Raw genomic sequence first — 16,781 nt, 5'->3', positions numbered from 1 at the left:
GTCGGCCCTTTCCCTCTGCCAATGTGACCGTGATGTTGAAATGTTTCACCGTTCTGCTGTTGGTCGGCCTGTCCCTGGCGGCCTGTGACCGTGTCGATCCTAACTCACCACTGGGTCAGCGCAAGGCGATCTTCAAGCAAATGCTCAAGACCAGCGAGGATATGGGCGGCATGCTGCGGGGTCGATTACCGTTTGACGGCGCCCGGTTCGCCGAGGGTGCGGTGAAGCTCGATGGTCTGTCCCGCGAGCCGTGGCAGCATTTTCCGCAGGTCAAGGATGAAGGTGACAGCAGCGCGCGGCCTGAGGTGTGGGAGCGTCAGGCGCGTTTCCAGGATTTGGCTCGGCAATTGGAAGGGGTGACGGGCGAGCTCGTCAGCGTGACCCGTGACCAGCCACTGGAGGCGGCAAGCCTGAAGGCGCCAATGGACAAGGTCGAGGCCGCATGCAAGGCCTGCCACACGGAATTTCGCAATCATTGATTGCCCGCATGGCCGGGCTTGAGGCTGCTTCCCGCAATGCCTGCGGGAAACTGCGAAGGGCCGCGCAACGGCCCCGATATGCAGGGGCACAACTACCGTGCATTGCCCCTCTCAGCGGTAGCCCAGGGAGCCGATGTCACTTGTCCAGCTCCAGCTCGGCCTGCTTGAGTTCAGCCTGGGACTCTGCAAGCTTGCGCTCGCGCTTGGCGATCTTGTCCTTGTCGCCCTTGGCATGAGCCTCGGCGAGGTCTGCCTTGCGTTCGGCCACTTCCGCCTTGGCCTCGGCGACCTTGGCTTCACGCTCGTGTTTCAGGCCGGCATCGGTGCAGTGGGCGGCGTTTTCCTTCAAGGCTTTTTCCAGGCCACGGATCTGACCCCAATTGTTGTGCTTGCGGGCGTATTCGAGCTGGTTCTCGATGGCGCTGCGTTTGGCCGCGCAACCGGTCAGGCCTGGGGTGGGCTGCGCTGCCTGCGCAGTGCCAGCGGCCAGGCCGAGGATGGCCAGAATTGTCAGGGCGGAACGGGCTTTCATGAACACTTCCTTCAATAGCAACAAAATTTGTAGGGGATAGTGCCTACAACCGTTTGCCGAGTGAACCCTGGAAACGGGTGCTACATCGCTTTCAGAAAAACCCTACTCCGGCGTGACTGACTCAGCGCTCCAGTCCATCGACGGCTTCTTGCAGCTCCTTCTTGGCCTCGGCGAGCTTTTCCTTGCGCTTGTTGATCTTCTCCGGGTCGCCTTTCTTCATGGCCTTGTCCAGGTCCTTGGTGCGCTGGTTCACTTCGTGGCGGGCCTCGAGGACCTTCTGCTCACGCTCCTTGCGCAGGCTGGAATCGGTGCAGTGTTCGGTGACTTCGGCCAGGGCCTTTTCCAGGCCGGCCTGCTGCTCGCTGTTGCCATGGCTGCGCGCTTGTTCGAGCTGTTCGCTGATAGCCTGGCGCTTGGCCGCGCAGCCGGTCAGCCCAGGCTGCTCTTCGGCGGCCAGCAGAGGGCTGGCGGCGATGCTGAGCAAGGCGGACAGTGCAAGAGACGAAAGCAATTTCATCGGGGACTCCATTCGAAGGCAGGACAGCGGAAAACGAAATGCTGCCCTGATCTGACGAAATTAGAAACCCTGGATTGCGTGTGCGCGCAATTGCATGGCCAGCAGGGCCAGCGTTTCATCCGTGAAGAACGCCTCCAGTTGCGCGGCGCGTCCAGGGCCGATACCGGGCTCGGCCAGCCATTGTTCACGGCGCTTGGCCGCGAGGGTCTGCCAATCCGGTCCCAGTGGGAGGTTGCGCGGAGCCGGGACACCGAGGGCCCGCAACCAGCGCTCGAACGGTTGCTGCCGAGCATTGGCAAAGGCTTGCAGCAACTGCTCTGCACGCGCCGTGCCGATGCCCGATATGCGCTGCAGGTCGTCGCGCTCCAAGGCCAGCCAGTCATGCAGGCTGCTCACGGCCCCGCTTTCCACCAGGCGCGCCCAGGTGGCGGAGCCAAGGTTGGGCATCTGCAAACCCTGGCGGCCGCTCAACCAGGCCAGGCGGGCGAGGAACTGCTCCTTGCAGGTGTCGTCGGGCCGCCAGCAACTGAGTGGATGGTGCTGTGTGGCGTCCGGCGGCGTCACGGGCTCCCGGTGCGTCGAGCGGTGCACCACGCTTTCCAGTCGCGGCACGGTCAGCCCGGCCAGGGTGATCGCCACTTGGTCACCAGGGCGTATGTCCAGCCGCTGCCAGCGGGCCAGCGAACCGAGGCTGACCAGGCTGATGCGGCGGTCATCCAATACGACCGGGTGCAGGTGCAGCATGGGCGTGATGCGACCGGTCCGTCCTACCCGAAAGCGCACCTCGCGCACCTCGGCCAGGGCTTGTTGGAATGGGTACTTCCAGGCCGCTATCCAAGAGGGCGGCTTGGCCCGCCAGCGTTTGGCCGGGGGCCGACTGTCCTGGCGCAGAATCACGCCATCGGTCGCGAAGGGCAGGGCTGAGCGGTACCAATGCTGGCGCCAGTGCGAGGCTTGGTCGAAGGTCTCGATGGCGACGCTGTAGCGCTGGCTATCGGCAAAGCCGAGCTGCGCCAGCCGTGACAGGCGGTCGGCCTGACGGGGCGGCCCATCGGGCCAATCCCAAACGAACAGACCGATGCCGCCACCTTGGGCATCATCCAGGCTCTTGCGCGCCAGGAGGCCTGCCACCGTACCGCGGGCGTTGGCGCTGCCGGCCAGAGCTTGCGTGTGATTGTCCCGACGCCAGTAGAGTTCGCCCTGCAGCACGAGGTCGATCGGCTCCGGCAGTTGCCGAGTGATGCCGCTCAGGTGGGGAATATGGCGACTCCAATCATGTCCCAGAAGGCCATCACCGCGGCTGAGCAACTGCACCAAGCGCCCTTCGCGGTACACCAACGACGCTGCGACGCCATCCACCTTCGGTTGTATCCAGACATCGCGCTTGCCTTGCAGCCAAGCTACCACTGCCTGTTCATCGGCCAGTTTGATCACGCCGGTGTGAGGTATCGGGTGAGGTAGGGCGCCGCGGGCGCTGGCCAGCGGCTCATCGCTGCCTGGCAGGTCGAAGCAGATTTGCAACGCGTGCAGGCGCTGCCGGCTCTGGTCGTAGAGTTCGTCCGCCACGGGTGAATGGCCTTGGCGGTGGTACTGGTCGTCCCAGGTGGCCAGGGTTTCGCGCAGTCGGGTGATTTCCTCGTGGGCACGGGCCGGGGGCCAGGATGGACAGACGTCGGCTTGACTGACGATCGGCAGAAGTATGAGCAATGCAGCGATGAGCATTGGGGGCATGGCCAGCATCCTTGCTTGGCAGGAGGGAATGCTCAGCCTAGGCAATCGCAGGCCAGGGCGGCGGGCGGAGTTGTCAGTCGATATGTCACGAAAAAGCCCCTGCCGATCACTCGGCAGGGGCTTTTCCTTGCAACCTGTAGCGTGCGGCCTGCAATCAGCCGCTTACCCTTACAGGCCGGCTGCGGCGCGCAGGGCGTCGACGCGGTCGGTGCGTTCCCAGGTGAAGGTGGTGAAGGTGTCGTTGCCGACGGTCTTCTGCTGTGGGATACGGCCGAAGTGACCATAGGCAGCGGTTTCCTGGTACATCGGGTGCAGCAGGTCGAGCATGGTGGTGATGGCGTACGGGCGCAGGTCGAAGCACTCGCGGACCAATTGTACGATCTTGTCGTCGGCGATCTTGCCGGTGCCGAAGGTGTTGATCGAAATGGAGGTCGGCTGGGCCACGCCGATGGCGTAGGACACCTGGATCTCGCAACGGTCGGCCAGGCCTGCGGCAACGATGTTCTTGGCCACGTAGCGGCCGGCGTAGGCTGCCGAGCGGTCGACTTTGGACGGGTCCTTTCCGGAGAACGCGCCGCCACCGTGACGCGCCATGCCGCCGTAGGAGTCGACGATGATCTTGCGACCGGTCAGGCCGCAGTCGCCCACTGGGCCACCAATGATGAAGTTGCCGGTCGGGTTGATGTGGAACTGGGTGTCCTTGTGCAGCAGTTCGGCAGGCAGGGTGTGCTTGACGATCAGCTCCATGACGGCTTCACGCAGATCTTTGTAGGAGACTTCCGGGTTGTGCTGGGTCGACAGGACCACGGCATCGATACCCACGACCTTGCCGTTTTCGTAACGGCAGGTGACCTGAGACTTGGCGTCCGGACGCAGCCACGGCAGCAGGCCGGACTTGCGCGCTTCGGCCTGGCGCTCGACCAGGCGATGGGAGAAGCAGATCGGGGCAGGCATCAGGACGTCGGTTTCGTTGCTGGCGTAGCCGAACATCAGGCCCTGGTCGCCCGCACCCTGGTCTTCCGGCTTGGAGCGGTCGACGCCCTGGGCGATGTCCACCGACTGTTTGCCGATGATGTTCATCACGGCGCAGGTCGCGCCGTCGAAGCCGACGTCGGAGCTGTTGTAGCCGATGTCGATGATGACTTTGCGCACCAACTCCTCCAGGTCGACCCAGGCGGAGGTGGTCACTTCACCGGCAATGATGGCGACACCGGTCTTGACCAGGGTTTCGCAAGCAACGCGGGCGTATTTGTCCTGGGCGATGATTGCATCAAGGACCGCGTCCGAAATCTGGTCGGCGATCTTGTCCGGATGCCCTTCGGACACGGACTCGGAAGTGAAAAGGGAGTATTCGCTCATCTCGACGGGTTCCTAAAAATTTACCGATGGTGAGTGTCGCCAGTCGTCCGCTGGAAATGGCGGACCTGAATCTGGAAACCGTTACGCAAGCCCACATAGAGGCTGTCCCCGGGTACTAGCCCCGCTACCCGGGCCCAACGGGCCAGGTCTTCCTGCTCGAAGCCCAACCAGAGATCGCCGCAGGCTTCCCGCGCCCAGCTCTGATCATGGCTGCACAGCTCGGTGACCAGCAGGCTGCCGCCCGCTTTCACCCGTTTGGCCAGCAGGCGCAGGGCCAGGGCCGGGTCGCTGAAATGGTGCAACACCATGTTCAGCACTACGCAGTCGGCTTCCACATCCGTTGCACCCAGTGCATCGGCCAACTGCAGGTTTACATTATCCAGCCCTTCGCGCTCGCAGACCTGGCGGGCCAATTCGAGCATGGTCGAGCTGTTGTCCAGGGCCGTGACCTGATTGAAGCGCCGTGCCAGGTCCGGCAGGAAGCCGCCATCGCCTGGACCGACTTCCAGCGCGCTGGCCTCGGGGCCGAAACTCAGGTTGTCGAGCAGAGCCAGCAGGCTGTCGCGGTACTGCGGCAGGCCGGCGATCAGGTCTTGCTGGGCGCGAAACTTTTCTTCCACGCGCAGGAAAAAGTCCTGGCTGGTGGCGGCGCGGCGTTGTTGCACCTGGGCGATACGGGCCTGCACGTCCTGCGTCAGGGCCAGGCCGTCCACCTCTTCGAGCAGGGCTGCGTGCAGGCGACCGCCCAAGCGCAGGCTGTCGGGCAAGGCGCGGCGGTAGAAGATCGCATTGCCCTCGCGGCGCGTGGCCACCAGTTCAGCCTGGGCCAGTACCTTGAGGTGATGGCTCATGCCCGATTGGCCGATGTCGAAAATCTGTGCGAGCTCCAGCACGCCAAACGAGTCGCTGGCCAGCGCGCGCAGCACGTTCAGGCGCAGCGGGTCGCCGCCGGCCTTGCACAGGGCGGCCAGCTCGTCGCTGCGTTGAGGGGTGATGGGCGCGCTTTGGTTCATGAGGCGGCAGTCTAGACAGGGGATGCTGTCGTAGCAATAGCAATATCAAAAAGTTTTGATATTGGCGATGAGCTGCGGTCTGCAGGGGGCAAGCTGCAAGGTTGGAGCAGATCGGGCGCCGATCTACCTCTGCTTGCAGTGTCGAGCTTGTCGCCTGTGGCTGGAAAAGTTTGCCCCCGGCCCCGCCTGTGGGCGAAAATGGCGGCCTTTTTCGTTTCACTACCTTTTCAATCCCCAGGAGACTCAGCGATGCCCAGCCGTCGTGAACGTGCCAACGCCATTCGTGCCCTCAGCATGGATGCCGTGCAAAAGGCCAACAGCGGCCACCCAGGTGCCCCCATGGGCATGGCGGATATCGCCGAAGTGCTTTGGCGCGATTACCTGAAGCACAACCCGAGCAATCCGAAATTCGCCGACCGCGACCGCTTCGTGCTGTCCAATGGCCACGGCTCGATGCTCATCTACTCGCTGCTGCACCTGACCGGCTACGACCTGTCGATCGACGACCTCAAGGCCTTCCGTCAACTGCACAGTCGCACGCCGGGTCACCCGGAGTACGGCTACACCGCAGGCGTCGAGACCACCACCGGCCCGCTGGGCCAGGGTATCGCCAACGCCGTGGGCTTCGCCCTGGCGGAAAAAGTCCTGGCGGCCCAATTCAACCGTGAAGGCCACACCATCGTCGACCACCACACCTACGTGTTCCTGGGCGACGGCTGCATGATGGAAGGTATCTCCCACGAAGTCGCGTCCCTGGCCGGCACCTTGGGCCTGAACAAGCTGATCGCCTTCTACGACGACAACGGCATCTCCATCGACGGCGAAGTGCACGGCTGGTTCACCGACAACACCCCGGCGCGCTTCGAGGCGTACAACTGGCAGGTGATCCGCAACGTCGATGGCCATGACGCCGACGAGATCAAGACTGCCATCGAGACCGCCCGCAAGAGCGATCGCCCGACCCTGATCTGCTGCAAGACCATCATTGGCTTCGGTTCGCCCAACAAGCAGGGCAAGGAAGACTGCCACGGCGCGCCGTTGGGCAACGATGAAATCGCCCTGGCCCGCAAGGAACTGAACTGGAACCACGGTCCGTTCGAGATTCCGGCCGACATCTACGCAGAATGGGACGCCAAAGCCGCCGGCGCCAAGCTCGAAGCCGACTGGAACCAGCGCTTCGACGCCTATGCCAAGGCCTACCCTGAGCTGGCCGCCGAGTTCAAGCGCCGTGAACGCGGCGAGCTGCCGGCCGACTTCGCCGAGAAGGCCCAGGCCTACATCAACGAAGTCGCCGCCAAGGGTGAAACCATCGCCAGCCGCAAGGCCAGCCAGAACGCCCTGAATGCCTTCGGCCCGCTGCTGCCTGAGTTCCTCGGCGGCTCGGCTGACCTGGCCGGCTCCAACCTGACCCTGTGGAAGGGCTGCAAAGGCGTCAGCGCCGATGACGCCAGCGGCAACTACGTGTTCTACGGTGTGCGCGAGTTCGGCATGACCGCCATCATGAACGGCGTCGCCCTGCACGGCGGCCTGGTGCCTTATGGCGCGACCTTCCTGATGTTCATGGAATACGCCCGCAACGCGGTACGCATGTCCGCCCTGATGAAGCAGCGCGTCATCCATGTCTATACCCACGACTCCATCGGCTTGGGCGAAGACGGCCCGACCCACCAGCCGATCGAGCAGCTGACCAGCCTGCGCAGCACGCCGAACCTGGACACTTGGCGTCCAGCCGACGCGGTGGAATCCGCCGTGTCCTGGAAGCAGGCCCTGGAGCGCAAGGACGGCCCATCGGCGTTGATCTTCTCCCGTCAGAACCTGCAGCACCAGGAGCGCGATGCCCAGCAGATCGCCAACATCAGCCGCGGCGGCTACATCCTCAAGGATTGCGCCGGCGAGCCTGAGCTGCTGCTGATCGCCACCGGTTCCGAAGTGGGGCTGGCGGTCCAGGCGCATGCCAAGCTGACCGAGCAGGGCCGCAAGGTGCGTGTGGTTTCCATGCCGTGCACCAGCGTGTTCGACGCCCAGGACGCCGCCTACAAGCAGTCCGTTCTACCGCTGGAAGTCGGTGCGCGTATCGCCATCGAGGCTGCCCACGCGGACTTCTGGTACAAGTACGTGGGCCTGGAAGGCCGCGTCATCGGTATGACCACCTACGGTGAGTCGGCGCCGGCCTCCGCACTGTTCGAGGAATTCGGCTTCACCCTGGAGAACATTCTGGGTACCGCTGAAGAGCTGCTGGAAGACTGATGTAAGGATCTGCGGGCGGTGTCGCCCCGATTCGCGGGCAAGCCCGCTCCCACGGTGGTCGTGTATCCCTGTGGGAGCGGGCTTGCCTGCGAATGCCACACCGCAATCCCGCAGGCTGCTGACAATAGATCTGTTCCGTGAGTATCGAATGCCCCATCCGCGTCCCTACAAAGTTGCACTCAACGGTTACGGCCGTATCGGTCGTTGTGTCTTGCGCGCACTGTTCGAGCGAGGAGCGGACGCCGGCTTCGAGATCGTCGCGCTGAACGACCTGGCCGATCAGGCCAGCCTCGAATACTTGACCCGTTTCGACTCCACCCACGGGCGATTCCCTGGCGAGGTGAGGGTTGACGGCGACTGCCTGCACATCAATGGCGACTGTGTGAAGGTCCTGCGCAGCGCCACCCCGGAGGGCATCGACTGGGCGGCGCTGGGCGTCGATCTGGTGCTGGAGTGCTCCGGGGCCTACAACACTCGTGCCGATGCCCAGCGCTTTCTCGATGCCGGCGCGCCGCGGGTGCTGTTCTCCCAGCCGATGTCCAGTGAAGCGGATGTCGACGCCACGGTGGTCTATGGCATTAACCAGGACTGCCTGAGCGGCGAGGAGCGCCTGGTGTCCAACGCCTCCTGTACCACCAACTGCGGCGTGCCGCTGTTGCGCGTGCTGGACCAGGCGTTTGGCATCGAGTATGTGTCGATCACCACCATTCACTCGGCGATGAACGACCAGCCGGTGATCGATGCCTATCACCATGAGGACCTGCGCCGCACCCGTTCGGCATTCCAGTCGGTGATCCCGGTGTCCACTGGTCTGGCGCGCGGCATCGAGCGCCTGCTTCCGGAACTTGCCGGTCGAATCCAGGCCAAAGCCGTACGCGTGCCGACCGTCAACGTCTCGTGCCTGGACATCACCCTGCAGACCGCCCGTGATACCAACGCGGCAGAGGTCAACCGGGTGTTGCGCGAGGCTGCGCTGAACGGCCCGCTGAAAGGGCTGCTGGCCTATACCGAGCTGCCCCACGCCAGTTGTGATTTCAACCATGACCCGCATTCGGCCATCGTCGATGCCAGCCAGACCCGTGTTTCCGGCCCCCGCCTGGTGAACCTGCTGGCCTGGTTCGACAACGAATGGGGGTTCGCCAACCGTATGCTCGACGTTGCCGGTCATTTCCTGCACGTCGTCCACCAAACCCGCACCAAACAGCCCTGAAGGACTGCATTCATGACCGTGTTGAAGATGACCGACCTCGACCTGCAAGGTAAGCGCGTACTGATCCGCGAAGACCTCAACGTCCCTGTGAAAGACGGTGTGGTAGCCAGCGATGCGCGTATCCTGGCCGCGCTGCCGACCATCAAGCTGGCCCTTGAGAAGGGCGCTGCCGTCATGGTCTGCTCGCACCTGGGTCGCCCCACCGAAGGCGAGTTCTCCGCCGAGAACAGCCTCAAGCCGGTGGCTGATTACCTGAGCAAGGCCCTGGGCCGCGACGTGCCGCTGGTCGCTGACTACCTGGACGGTGTCGAGGTCAAGGCCGGCGATCTGGTGCTGTTCGAGAACGTGCGCTTCAACAAGGGCGAGAAGAAGAACGCCGACGAGCTGGCGCAAAAGTACGCCGCCCTGTGCGACGTATTCGTCATGGATGCCTTCGGTACCGCCCACCGCGCCGAGGGTTCGACCCACGGGGTTGCCAAGTTCGCCAAGGTTGCGGCTGCAGGCCCGCTGCTGGCGGCCGAACTCGATGCCCTGGGCAAGGCCCTGAAAGCCCCGGCCAAACCGATGGCCGCCATCGTCGCCGGCTCCAAGGTCTCCACCAAGCTGGATGTGCTCAACAGCCTGAGCACGGTCTGCGATCAACTGATCGTCGGTGGCGGCATCGCCAACACCTTCCTCGCCGCGGCGGGCCACAAGGTCGGCAAGTCGCTGTACGAACCTGACCTGGTCGACACCGCCAAGGCGATCGCCGCCAAGGTCAGCGTGCCGCTGCCGGTGGACGTAGTGGTTGCCAAGGAGTTCGCCGAGAGCGCCGAAGCCACCGTCAAATCCATCGCCGATGTGGCCGATGACGACATGATCCTGGATATCGGCCCGAAGACTGCCGAACAGTTCGCCGAGCTGCTCAAGTCGTCCAAGACCATTCTGTGGAACGGCCCGGTCGGCGTGTTCGAGTTCGACCAGTTCGGCAACGGTACCAAAGTGCTGGCCAAGGCCATCGCCGACAGCGCCGCCTTCTCCATCGCCGGTGGCGGTGACACCCTGGCGGCCATCGACAAATATGGCGTAGGCGCTGATATCTCCTACATTTCTACCGGTGGCGGCGCGTTCCTCGAATTCGTCGAAGGCAAGGTCCTGCCCGCCGTGGCTATCCTGGAAGAGCGGGCCAAGGCCTGAGTATGGCGGCGCCTGGCAAAGGGAGCGACCTGATGGTCAAGCAATTGCCTGTGATGATCCTGGCCCTGTTGCTGGGCGCCTGCTCCAGCAAGTCTGCCGATACCGAGCCGTCGCAGCCGCCCAAGGGCGGCTGCTACCAGTCTCAGTGGCAGGCGGAAACCGCGCCGGTCATCAACAAGCGCATGGGCCCGGAGGGCCTGGAAAAGTACGACGACGAACACCAGCGCCAGGCGCCGGGCTGCCCTTGATCGGGCGCCAGGCAACCAAGGTTGGGTTTTGTGGTCTTGGATTAGGGGCCGCGTAGCGGATCCACGACGAGGTTTTTGGATGAAAGCGCTTCTGGCCGCATTGGCCCTGGCGACCCTGGCAGGATGCTCGCTGCTGCAACCGGCCCCATCCGCTTCGGCGGACAACTGGACCCGCTGGGTCTGCGACAGCCAGGCCGAAGTGCTCTGGCGATTCGCCGATGCGAGCCAGGATGCGGTCGACGTACGCCTAGGCGGCGGCGACCAGGTCTACCGGCTCAAGTCCGAGCCGGGCGCCTCGGGCGCGCTGTACAGCGACGGGGTACTTGCCTTCCACACCAAGGGCGACGAAGGCCTGGTGTATTGGGTGGCGACCAACGATCTGATTGGGCGGGGCTGCAAGGCACCGTGACTGGCCGGGCCGCGACGGTGGCCCACACTACTTGAACAGCAACCGCCCCTGCGGCAGGCTTGCACGAAACAACGACGCTTGTCGGGAGAGAGATACACAATGGCACTCATTAGCATGCGCCAGATGCTGGACCACGCCGCCGAGTTCGGCTACGGCGTTCCGGCTTTCAACGTCAACAACCTCGAGCAGATGCGCGCCATCATGGAAGCTGCGGATGCCACCGACTCCCCGGTCATCGTCCAGGCCTCGGCCGGCGCCCGCAAGTACGCTGGTGCCCCGTTCCTGCGTCACCTGATCCTGGCGGCGATCGAAGAGTTCCCGCACATCCCGGTGTGCATGCACCAGGATCACGGCACCAGCCCTGACGTCTGCCAGCGTTCCATCCAGCTGGGCTTCAGCTCGGTGATGATGGACGGCTCGCTCAAGGAAGACGGCAAGACCCCGTCCGACTACGAGTACAACGTTCGCGTCACTCAGCAGACCGTGGCATTCGCCCACGCCTGCGGCGTGTCCGTCGAAGGCGAACTGGGTTGCCTGGGCAGCCTGGAAACCGGCCAAGCCGGTGAAGAAGATGGTATCGGCGCCGAAGGCACTCTGGATCACAGCCAGATGCTGACCGACCCGGAAGAAGCCGCCGACTTCGTCAAGAAGACCCAGGTCGACGCCCTGGCCATCGCCATCGGCACCAGCCACGGCGCCTACAAGTTCACCAAGCCGCCAACCGGTGACATCCTGGCCATCGACCGGATCAAGGAAATCCACAAGCGCATTCCCAACACCCACCTGGTCATGCACGGTTCTTCCTCGGTGCCCCAGGAATGGCTGAAGGTCATCAACGAATACGGCGGTGATATCAAGGAAACCTACGGCGTGCCGGTCGAAGAAATCGTCGAAGGCATCAAGTACGGCGTGCGTAAGGTCAACATCGATACCGACCTGCGCCTGGCCTCCACGGGTGCCATCCGTCGCTACATGGCCCAGCACCCGAGCGAGTTCGACCCACGCAAGTTCTTCGCCGAGACCGTGAAGGCCATGCGTGATGTCTGCATCGCCCGTTACGAAGCCTTCGGTACCGCCGGCAACGCCTCCAAGATCAAGCCGATCTCCCTGGAGGGCATGTTCCAGCGTTACGCCAAAGGTGAGCTGGCCGCCAAGGTCAACTGATCCTGCCATGAACGAGGGGCCGTTTCGCGCTGGCGAAACGGCCCCTCGTTCATATTGGATGCGGATCGGATACACTCGCGGTTCTTCTCGCTGAACGTCGTGCAATGACCGCATTACGCTACCTGCAAGCCTACCCGCCTCACCTGCAAGAGCAGGTCCGCCAGATGATCGCCTCCGATCGCCTGGGCGATTACCTGCGCCAGCGCTACCCGGATCGACACGACGTACAGAGCGACAAAGCGCTGTACAGCTATGCCCAGGACTTGAAACAGCAATACCTGCGCAGTGCGCCGAATCTGGACAAGGTGCTGTTCGACAACCGCCTGGATCTGACCCATCGCGCCCTGGGCCTGAACACTGCTGTCTCCCGTGTGCAGGGCGGCAAACTCAAGGCCAAGAAGGAAATCCGCATCGCCTCGCTGTTCAAGGACGCGGCGCCCCAGTTTCTACGCATGATCGTGGTGCACGAGTTGGCGCACCTGCGCGAGCGGGACCACAACAAGGCGTTCTACCAGCTCTGTCAGCACATGGAGCCGGACTATCATCAATTGGAATTCGACCTGCGCGTCTACCTGACCTACCAGGAACTGCCGGGCACCACCTGAGGATCGAGCAGCATGGATGTGAGCAAGACCAAGAGCAGTTTCTACCGGCGTCTCTATGTGGCCTGGTTGATCGACAGCCAGACCGCAACCAGTGTTCCGGCGCTGATGGAGGCTACCGGCATGCCTCGTCGCACCGCACAGGACACCATCGCCGCACTGGCCGACCTGGATATCGTTTGTGAATTCGAGCAGCAGGCCGGGGCGCGTAATCACGCCGGGCACTACCGCATCCACGATTGGGGTGCCATCGACAAGCAGTGGATCATCCAGCACCTGCGCAAGATCAGGGACGTGCTGGGGTATCCATGACCTGAGCGCCCCAGCCGCTCGATGCCCTCTCGCCTCAAGCCTTGCGCATACCGATATGCGCAATGCCATCCTCCAGGTACTGCTCTCCCGCCACCTCGAATCCATGCCGCGCATAGTAGGCCTGCAGATGTGCCTGGGCCGACAGGTAGATCGGTGTCCCAGGCCAGCAGTGCTCGGCGCACTCCAGCCCCTTGAGCAACAGCTGATGGCCCAGGCCGCCACCGCGCGCGGCGGGGGCGGTTACCACCCGGCCAATGACCACGTCGCCGCCTTGGGATTGGGGGTCGAGCAGGCGCAGGTAGGCCACCAAGCGGTCTTGTTCCCAACCCATCAAGTGCAGCGTATCTGCGCAAAGGTCCTGGCCGTCGACCTCCTGGTAGGCGCATTGCTGCTCCACCACGAAGACTTCAGTGCGCAACTGCAGGATGGCATAGAGTTGCTCCTTGCCAAGGTCGGTATGGTGCTTGCAGATCCACTCGATGGACATGGGTATGAACTCTTTGAAGGGGCGGTCGATCATCGCAAATCCCGGCGCTGGCGACGAGTCAGACATTGCCCAAAAACGGCTTCAACTGCATTCGGCCAAAATAGAGGCTATTTGATATCATTTGTCGGCTGCCGTCCGAGAGGGCTTTGTGTAATCTGCCCATCCTGTAGTAGTGCGGATCGCCACCATCAGAGTGGATCACCCACCTGCGAAAGGACTCGAGCATGCGGCCATTGCTTTGCGCGCTTGGTTTACTGTTGATCGTGCTGGTCACTCCCGCCGTGGCGGCCGAGAAGTTGCGTCTTGTGGCCGACAGTTGGCCGCCGTTCACAGACAGCGACTTGCCCGGCGGCGGCCTGGCCACCAACATCGTCACCGCGGCACTGACCCGTGCTGGCTACACCAGCAATGTCGAGCAGGTGCCCTGGGCCAGGGCCTTGATGGGTATCGGCGAAGGCCGCTACGACATCTTGGTCAACACCTGGTACAACGACTCGCGCACGCGTCTGGGCGCATTTTCCAAACCCTACCTGGTCAACCGCATCCGCCTGCTCAGGCCGCAAGATACGCCTTTGAGCTACCGTCAGCTGGCCGACCTCTACGACTATTCCATTGCCGTGGTACGCGATTACGCCTATTCCCCGGAATTCGACGCCGACGCCCGTTTGCACAAGGTGGCGGTGCGCAACTTCTCCTCGGCGGTGCGCATGCTGGCGGCGGGCAGGGTCGACCTGACGGTGGAGGACGAATTCGTCGCGCGCTACAGCCTGCAACGCGAGCCGAAGGAGGTGCGTGAGGCCGTGACCTTCGTAGAGCCCGCGTTGGGCGAAAACAACCTGCACATCCTCGTCAGCCTCAAGCACCCCCATCATCAGCAGATCATCGAGCGCTTCGACCGCGCCATCGCCGCGATGAAGGCCGATGGCAGCTATGCCCGTCTGTTGCGCCAACACGGGTTCTGATCCGCCTCAGCGCCCTCTGGCTTCAAGAGCGGGTTGGCCTGGGAGCGTCAGCCCGTTGGGCTTTCCTTGATCAGGTGCGCCGCCAGGGTACGCAGCGGCCCGAGTTGGCGGCAGATCAGCGCCAGTTGGGTTTGCACCAGACGCTGATGTTCGTCCAACTCTTCGGGCATCTGTTCCAAGGCGCCGGCCAGGGCTTCCTCGGCATCGCTGTGGATGGCCACGGGCAGGCGGGCGGCCAGTCCATTGGCGATCTCATCGAGGCTGTTGGCCAGGCTCTGGCCGGCGCCATCGATCAACTGCTCGTGAACCTCCGGCGGCAGCGCCGTGTCGCGGTGTGCACCGAGCCCGGAGAGGTAGCTGAGCAGGGTGTGCGAGAGCACCAGGAAGCGGAAGCCCACATCGGCTTCCTTACGGAAGTGCCCAGGCTCCATGAGCATGTTGGCCAGTGTGGTCGACAGTGCCGCATCGGCGTTGTGGGCGTTGCGCCGGGCCAGGCGATAGGCCAGGTCGTCGCGCTTGCCATGGGCATATTGCTGCATGATCTGGCGCAGGTAGGCACTGGCGCAGGTCAGCGTATTGGCCAGCACTTTGTTCAGGCGCCGTCCCTGCCAGTCCGGCAGGAACAGGAACACCGCCAGGATGGCAATCAGGCTGCCCACGAGGGTATCGAACAGGCGTGGCAGGAACAGGCCGTAGCCATCGCCGATCTGGTTGAAGCAGAACAGTACCATCAGGGTGATCGCCGCCGTGGCCAAGGTATAGCGGGTGGTTCGGTTGACGAAGAACACCACCCCGGCGACCACCGCGAACATCGACTGGATGACCGGGCTGGGGAACAGGTCGAACAGCGCCCAGCCCACCGTGAGGCCGACAGCCGTGCCCACTACGCGCTGCACCAGCTTGCGGCGGGTCGCACCATAGTTGGGCTGGCAGACGAACAGGGTAGTCAGGATGATCCAGTAGCCTTGGGTCGGGTGGATCAGGTGCACCATGCCGTAGCCCACCGACAGCGCCAGGGACAGGCGCAGGGCATGGCGGAACAACAGCGAAGTGGGCGTCAGCTGCGTGCGCAGGCGGCTCCAGACATCCTTGAGGTTGCGTGGCGAGCGGTCGAGCAGGCTGCTGTCGCTGGCATCGGCCAGACTGTCGGGGTTGCTGGCGGCGCCCAGCAGGCGGTCCAGGGTCGCCAGGTTGCCGGCCAGCGCCCGCAAAGAGCGCAACAGGCCGCGCCAGGCTGGATTGCTTTGCTGGCGCAAGTGTTCCAGGGAGGCGTTGAGGTCTTCCAGCGCTTCGGCGAACCCGCCGCCGTAGACGAACGGCTGGCGCAGGCGGATCGAGTGGGACAGTTGCTGGCAGGCCGAGCCTTGCTGGCGCAGCAGGCGCTGGCAGCGGAACATCACATCGCTGTGGAAGAACGCTTCGGCCAGTGCGTTGTAGGGATAGTGCGAGGCACTGACCCGCTCATGGATGTCCTGAGCCAGAAAGTACAGCTTCAAATAACGGCTGACCTTGGCGTTCGGCTGGCTGTTGCCAACCCGGTGCAGGATGATTTCCTTGGCTGCGTTCAGCGCCGCCACTACTTTGCCATTTTGCTGGGCCAGTTCCAGGCGGCGGGCTTCCAGGTCCAGGTTGCGGATCGGCTCGAACAGGTTGGCCTTGAGCTTGAGGTAGCGGCCAAGCTCCATGAACAACTTTGCCAGGCTCTGCTGCACCGGCTGGTTGGAGAACAGCGCCTGCCACAGGACCGAGAGCAGCCCATACCACGCCGCACCGGCCACCAGCAGCAACGGTTCGTGCCAGAAATCGCTGACCTGCCCGCCGCGCTGGTCCACGCCGATCATGGTGTACACCGAGAGGATCAACGTCGCCGAGGCGATGGCGCCGTAGCGTTCGCCCAAGGCACCGAGCATGGTCAGGGCGAAGGCTGCCAGGGCCAGTGCGCCAGCGAAGATCCAGGGGTAGGGGAACAGCAGCTCCACCGACAAGGCGGCGATGGCGAAACACACCAAGGTAACGGCCAGGGCGCTCAGGCGGCCTTGCCAGCCGTCGTCGGTCTCGGCCAGGGCGCTGGCGATAATGCCGAGGAACAGCGGGATCAACAGCGCCATTTCGTCCTGGTACCAGCAAAGCGCCAGGCTGCCGGTGAGTGCGATCGTTACCCTGATGCTGTAGCTGAACTTGTCTTGGCCCCACAAACGACGCAATGAATGGCGGAACGAGCTCGATGACATGATGGCCCTGGGCAGTGATCGAATGAATACCTTGGCGCCATTCATAGTGGGCCGCGCAGCAGCCCCAGAAAATCGGCACCTCAGCACAGACCAGCAAGAAGC

Annotated in this window: 17 protein-coding genes; 10 read left to right on the top strand and 7 right to left on the bottom strand. The window is 63.5% G+C overall.

The genetic code is table 11. The features are described from left to right. Positions 1 to 32 precede the first annotated feature (32 nt). On the top strand, positions 33 to 479 hold the full coding sequence (locus tag BLS27_RS03860; RefSeq protein WP_070571090.1) for a c-type cytochrome: 447 nt from the start codon (positions 33 to 35) through the stop codon (positions 477 to 479). A gap of 136 nt (positions 480 to 615) precedes the next feature. On the opposite strand, the gene BLS27_RS03855 is transcribed toward BLS27_RS03860, so the two are convergent. The 5 genes from BLS27_RS03855 to BLS27_RS03835 form a co-directional block, all read right to left on the bottom strand. Then, positions 616 to 1,011 carry a DUF1090 domain-containing protein gene (locus tag BLS27_RS03855; RefSeq protein WP_090343244.1) on the bottom strand — a complete coding sequence of 132 codons (396 nt, stop codon included), beginning with the start codon at positions 1,009 to 1,011 and terminating at the stop codon, positions 616 to 618. A 121-nt stretch (positions 1,012 to 1,132) separates the two neighbouring features. After that, on the bottom strand, positions 1,133 to 1,528 hold the full coding sequence (locus tag BLS27_RS03850) for a DUF1090 domain-containing protein (RefSeq protein WP_043207250.1): 396 nt from the start codon (positions 1,526 to 1,528) through the stop codon (positions 1,133 to 1,135). Positions 1,529 to 1,588: 60 nt separating this feature from the next. Further along, a complete protein-coding gene (ligB, locus tag BLS27_RS03845; protein ID WP_090343241.1) occupies positions 1,589 to 3,259 on the bottom strand; it encodes an NAD-dependent DNA ligase LigB in 1,671 nt (556 codons plus the stop codon). Between the two features lie 168 nt (positions 3,260 to 3,427). Next, complete coding sequence (gene metK, locus BLS27_RS03840) at positions 3,428 to 4,618, bottom strand: methionine adenosyltransferase (RefSeq protein WP_043207253.1); 1,191 nt, start codon at positions 4,616 to 4,618, stop codon at positions 3,428 to 3,430. A 20-nt stretch (positions 4,619 to 4,638) separates the two neighbouring features. Continuing rightward, entirely contained in the window at positions 4,639 to 5,631 is a 993-nt protein-coding gene (locus tag BLS27_RS03835; RefSeq protein ID WP_043207256.1) for an ArsR/SmtB family transcription factor, read from the bottom strand. 249 nt (positions 5,632 to 5,880) lie between these two features. Between BLS27_RS03835 and tkt the strand changes: the two genes are divergently transcribed. From tkt to BLS27_RS03795, 8 genes are all read left to right on the top strand, one after another. Continuing rightward, positions 5,881 to 7,878 carry a transketolase gene (gene tkt / locus BLS27_RS03830; RefSeq protein WP_043207258.1) on the top strand — a complete coding sequence of 666 codons (1,998 nt, stop codon included), beginning with the start codon at positions 5,881 to 5,883 and terminating at the stop codon, positions 7,876 to 7,878. A 148-nt stretch (positions 7,879 to 8,026) separates the two neighbouring features. Next, positions 8,027 to 9,088, top strand: coding sequence for an erythrose-4-phosphate dehydrogenase (gene epd, locus BLS27_RS03825; RefSeq protein WP_090343238.1), 1,062 nt, complete (start codon positions 8,027 to 8,029; stop codon positions 9,086 to 9,088). Between the two features lie 12 nt (positions 9,089 to 9,100). Next, positions 9,101 to 10,264, top strand: a complete 1,164-nt coding sequence (locus BLS27_RS03820) for a phosphoglycerate kinase (RefSeq protein WP_043207267.1) — start codon at positions 9,101 to 9,103, stop codon at positions 10,262 to 10,264. A 32-nt stretch (positions 10,265 to 10,296) separates the two neighbouring features. Then, a complete protein-coding gene (locus tag BLS27_RS03815; RefSeq protein ID WP_043207346.1) occupies positions 10,297 to 10,512 on the top strand; it encodes a hypothetical protein in 216 nt (71 codons plus the stop codon). Between the two features lie 79 nt (positions 10,513 to 10,591). Beyond that, on the top strand, positions 10,592 to 10,921 hold the full coding sequence (locus BLS27_RS03810) for an MliC family protein (protein WP_090343235.1): 330 nt from the start codon (positions 10,592 to 10,594) through the stop codon (positions 10,919 to 10,921). A gap of 99 nt (positions 10,922 to 11,020) precedes the next feature. Further along, entirely contained in the window at positions 11,021 to 12,085 is a 1,065-nt protein-coding gene (gene fba / locus BLS27_RS03805) for a class II fructose-bisphosphate aldolase (RefSeq protein ID WP_043207275.1), read from the top strand. A gap of 104 nt (positions 12,086 to 12,189) precedes the next feature. After that, entirely contained in the window at positions 12,190 to 12,690 is a 501-nt protein-coding gene (locus tag BLS27_RS03800; RefSeq protein WP_070571097.1) for a M48 metallopeptidase family protein, read from the top strand. 12 nt (positions 12,691 to 12,702) lie between these two features. Then, the gene (locus BLS27_RS03795; protein ID WP_043207283.1) at positions 12,703 to 12,999 is read left to right on the top strand and encodes a winged helix-turn-helix domain-containing protein; all 297 of its coding nucleotides are present in this window, start codon (positions 12,703 to 12,705) and stop codon (positions 12,997 to 12,999) included. A 34-nt stretch (positions 13,000 to 13,033) separates the two neighbouring features. Here BLS27_RS03795 and BLS27_RS03790 read toward each other — a convergent pair whose 3' ends face one another. After that, entirely contained in the window at positions 13,034 to 13,486 is a 453-nt protein-coding gene (locus tag BLS27_RS03790) for a GNAT family N-acetyltransferase (protein WP_043207347.1), read from the bottom strand. A gap of 224 nt (positions 13,487 to 13,710) precedes the next feature. On the opposite strand from BLS27_RS03790, the gene BLS27_RS03785 reads away from it, so the two are divergent. Continuing rightward, a complete protein-coding gene (locus BLS27_RS03785; RefSeq protein ID WP_090343233.1) occupies positions 13,711 to 14,448 on the top strand; it encodes a substrate-binding periplasmic protein in 738 nt (245 codons plus the stop codon). A gap of 47 nt (positions 14,449 to 14,495) precedes the next feature. On the opposite strand, the gene yccS is transcribed toward BLS27_RS03785, so the two are convergent. Then, positions 14,496 to 16,679, bottom strand: a complete 2,184-nt coding sequence (gene yccS, locus BLS27_RS03780) for a YccS family putative transporter (protein ID WP_043207349.1) — start codon at positions 16,677 to 16,679, stop codon at positions 14,496 to 14,498. Between the last annotated feature and the right edge of the window lie 102 nt (positions 16,680 to 16,781).

The organism is Pseudomonas guariconensis (assembly GCF_900102675.1).
GTDB classification, from domain to species: Bacteria; Pseudomonadota; Gammaproteobacteria; order Pseudomonadales; family Pseudomonadaceae; genus Aquipseudomonas; species Aquipseudomonas guariconensis.
This window is presented reverse-complemented; position numbering and strand designations above follow the sequence as displayed.

Bases quoted from the DNA above. Each gene is read 5' to 3' on its own strand.
- BLS27_RS03795 (WP_043207283.1), top strand. From the start codon at position 12,703: ATGGATGTGAGCAAGACCAAGAGCAGTTTCTACCGGCGTCTCTATGTG.
- fba (WP_043207275.1), top strand. From the start codon at position 11,021: ATGGCACTCATTAGCATGCGCCAGATGCTGGACCACGCCGCCGAGTTC.
- BLS27_RS03790 (WP_043207347.1), bottom strand. From the start codon at position 13,486: ATGTCCATCGAGTGGATCTGCAAGCACCATACCGACCTTGGCAAGGAG.
- BLS27_RS03800 (WP_070571097.1), top strand. From the start codon at position 12,190: ATGACCGCATTACGCTACCTGCAAGCCTACCCGCCTCACCTGCAAGAG.
- BLS27_RS03785 (WP_090343233.1), top strand. From the start codon at position 13,711: ATGCGGCCATTGCTTTGCGCGCTTGGTTTACTGTTGATCGTGCTGGTC.
- BLS27_RS03855 (WP_090343244.1), bottom strand. From the start codon at position 1,011: ATGAAAGCCCGTTCCGCCCTGACAATTCTGGCCATCCTCGGCCTGGCC.
- BLS27_RS03815 (WP_043207346.1), top strand. From the start codon at position 10,297: ATGGTCAAGCAATTGCCTGTGATGATCCTGGCCCTGTTGCTGGGCGCC.
- BLS27_RS03850 (WP_043207250.1), bottom strand. From the start codon at position 1,528: ATGAAATTGCTTTCGTCTCTTGCACTGTCCGCCTTGCTCAGCATCGCC.
- BLS27_RS03810 (WP_090343235.1), top strand. From the start codon at position 10,592: ATGAAAGCGCTTCTGGCCGCATTGGCCCTGGCGACCCTGGCAGGATGC.
- BLS27_RS03860 (WP_070571090.1), top strand. From the start codon at position 33: ATGTTGAAATGTTTCACCGTTCTGCTGTTGGTCGGCCTGTCCCTGGCG.
- ligB (WP_090343241.1), bottom strand. From the start codon at position 3,259: ATGCCCCCAATGCTCATCGCTGCATTGCTCATACTTCTGCCGATCGTC.
- metK (WP_043207253.1), bottom strand. From the start codon at position 4,618: ATGAGCGAATACTCCCTTTTCACTTCCGAGTCCGTGTCCGAAGGGCAT.
- tkt (WP_043207258.1), top strand. From the start codon at position 5,881: ATGCCCAGCCGTCGTGAACGTGCCAACGCCATTCGTGCCCTCAGCATG.
- yccS (WP_043207349.1), bottom strand. From the start codon at position 16,679: ATGTCATCGAGCTCGTTCCGCCATTCATTGCGTCGTTTGTGGGGCCAA.
- BLS27_RS03835 (WP_043207256.1), bottom strand. From the start codon at position 5,631: ATGAACCAAAGCGCGCCCATCACCCCTCAACGCAGCGACGAGCTGGCC.
- BLS27_RS03820 (WP_043207267.1), top strand. From the start codon at position 9,101: ATGACCGTGTTGAAGATGACCGACCTCGACCTGCAAGGTAAGCGCGTA.
- epd (WP_090343238.1), top strand. From the start codon at position 8,027: ATGCCCCATCCGCGTCCCTACAAAGTTGCACTCAACGGTTACGGCCGT.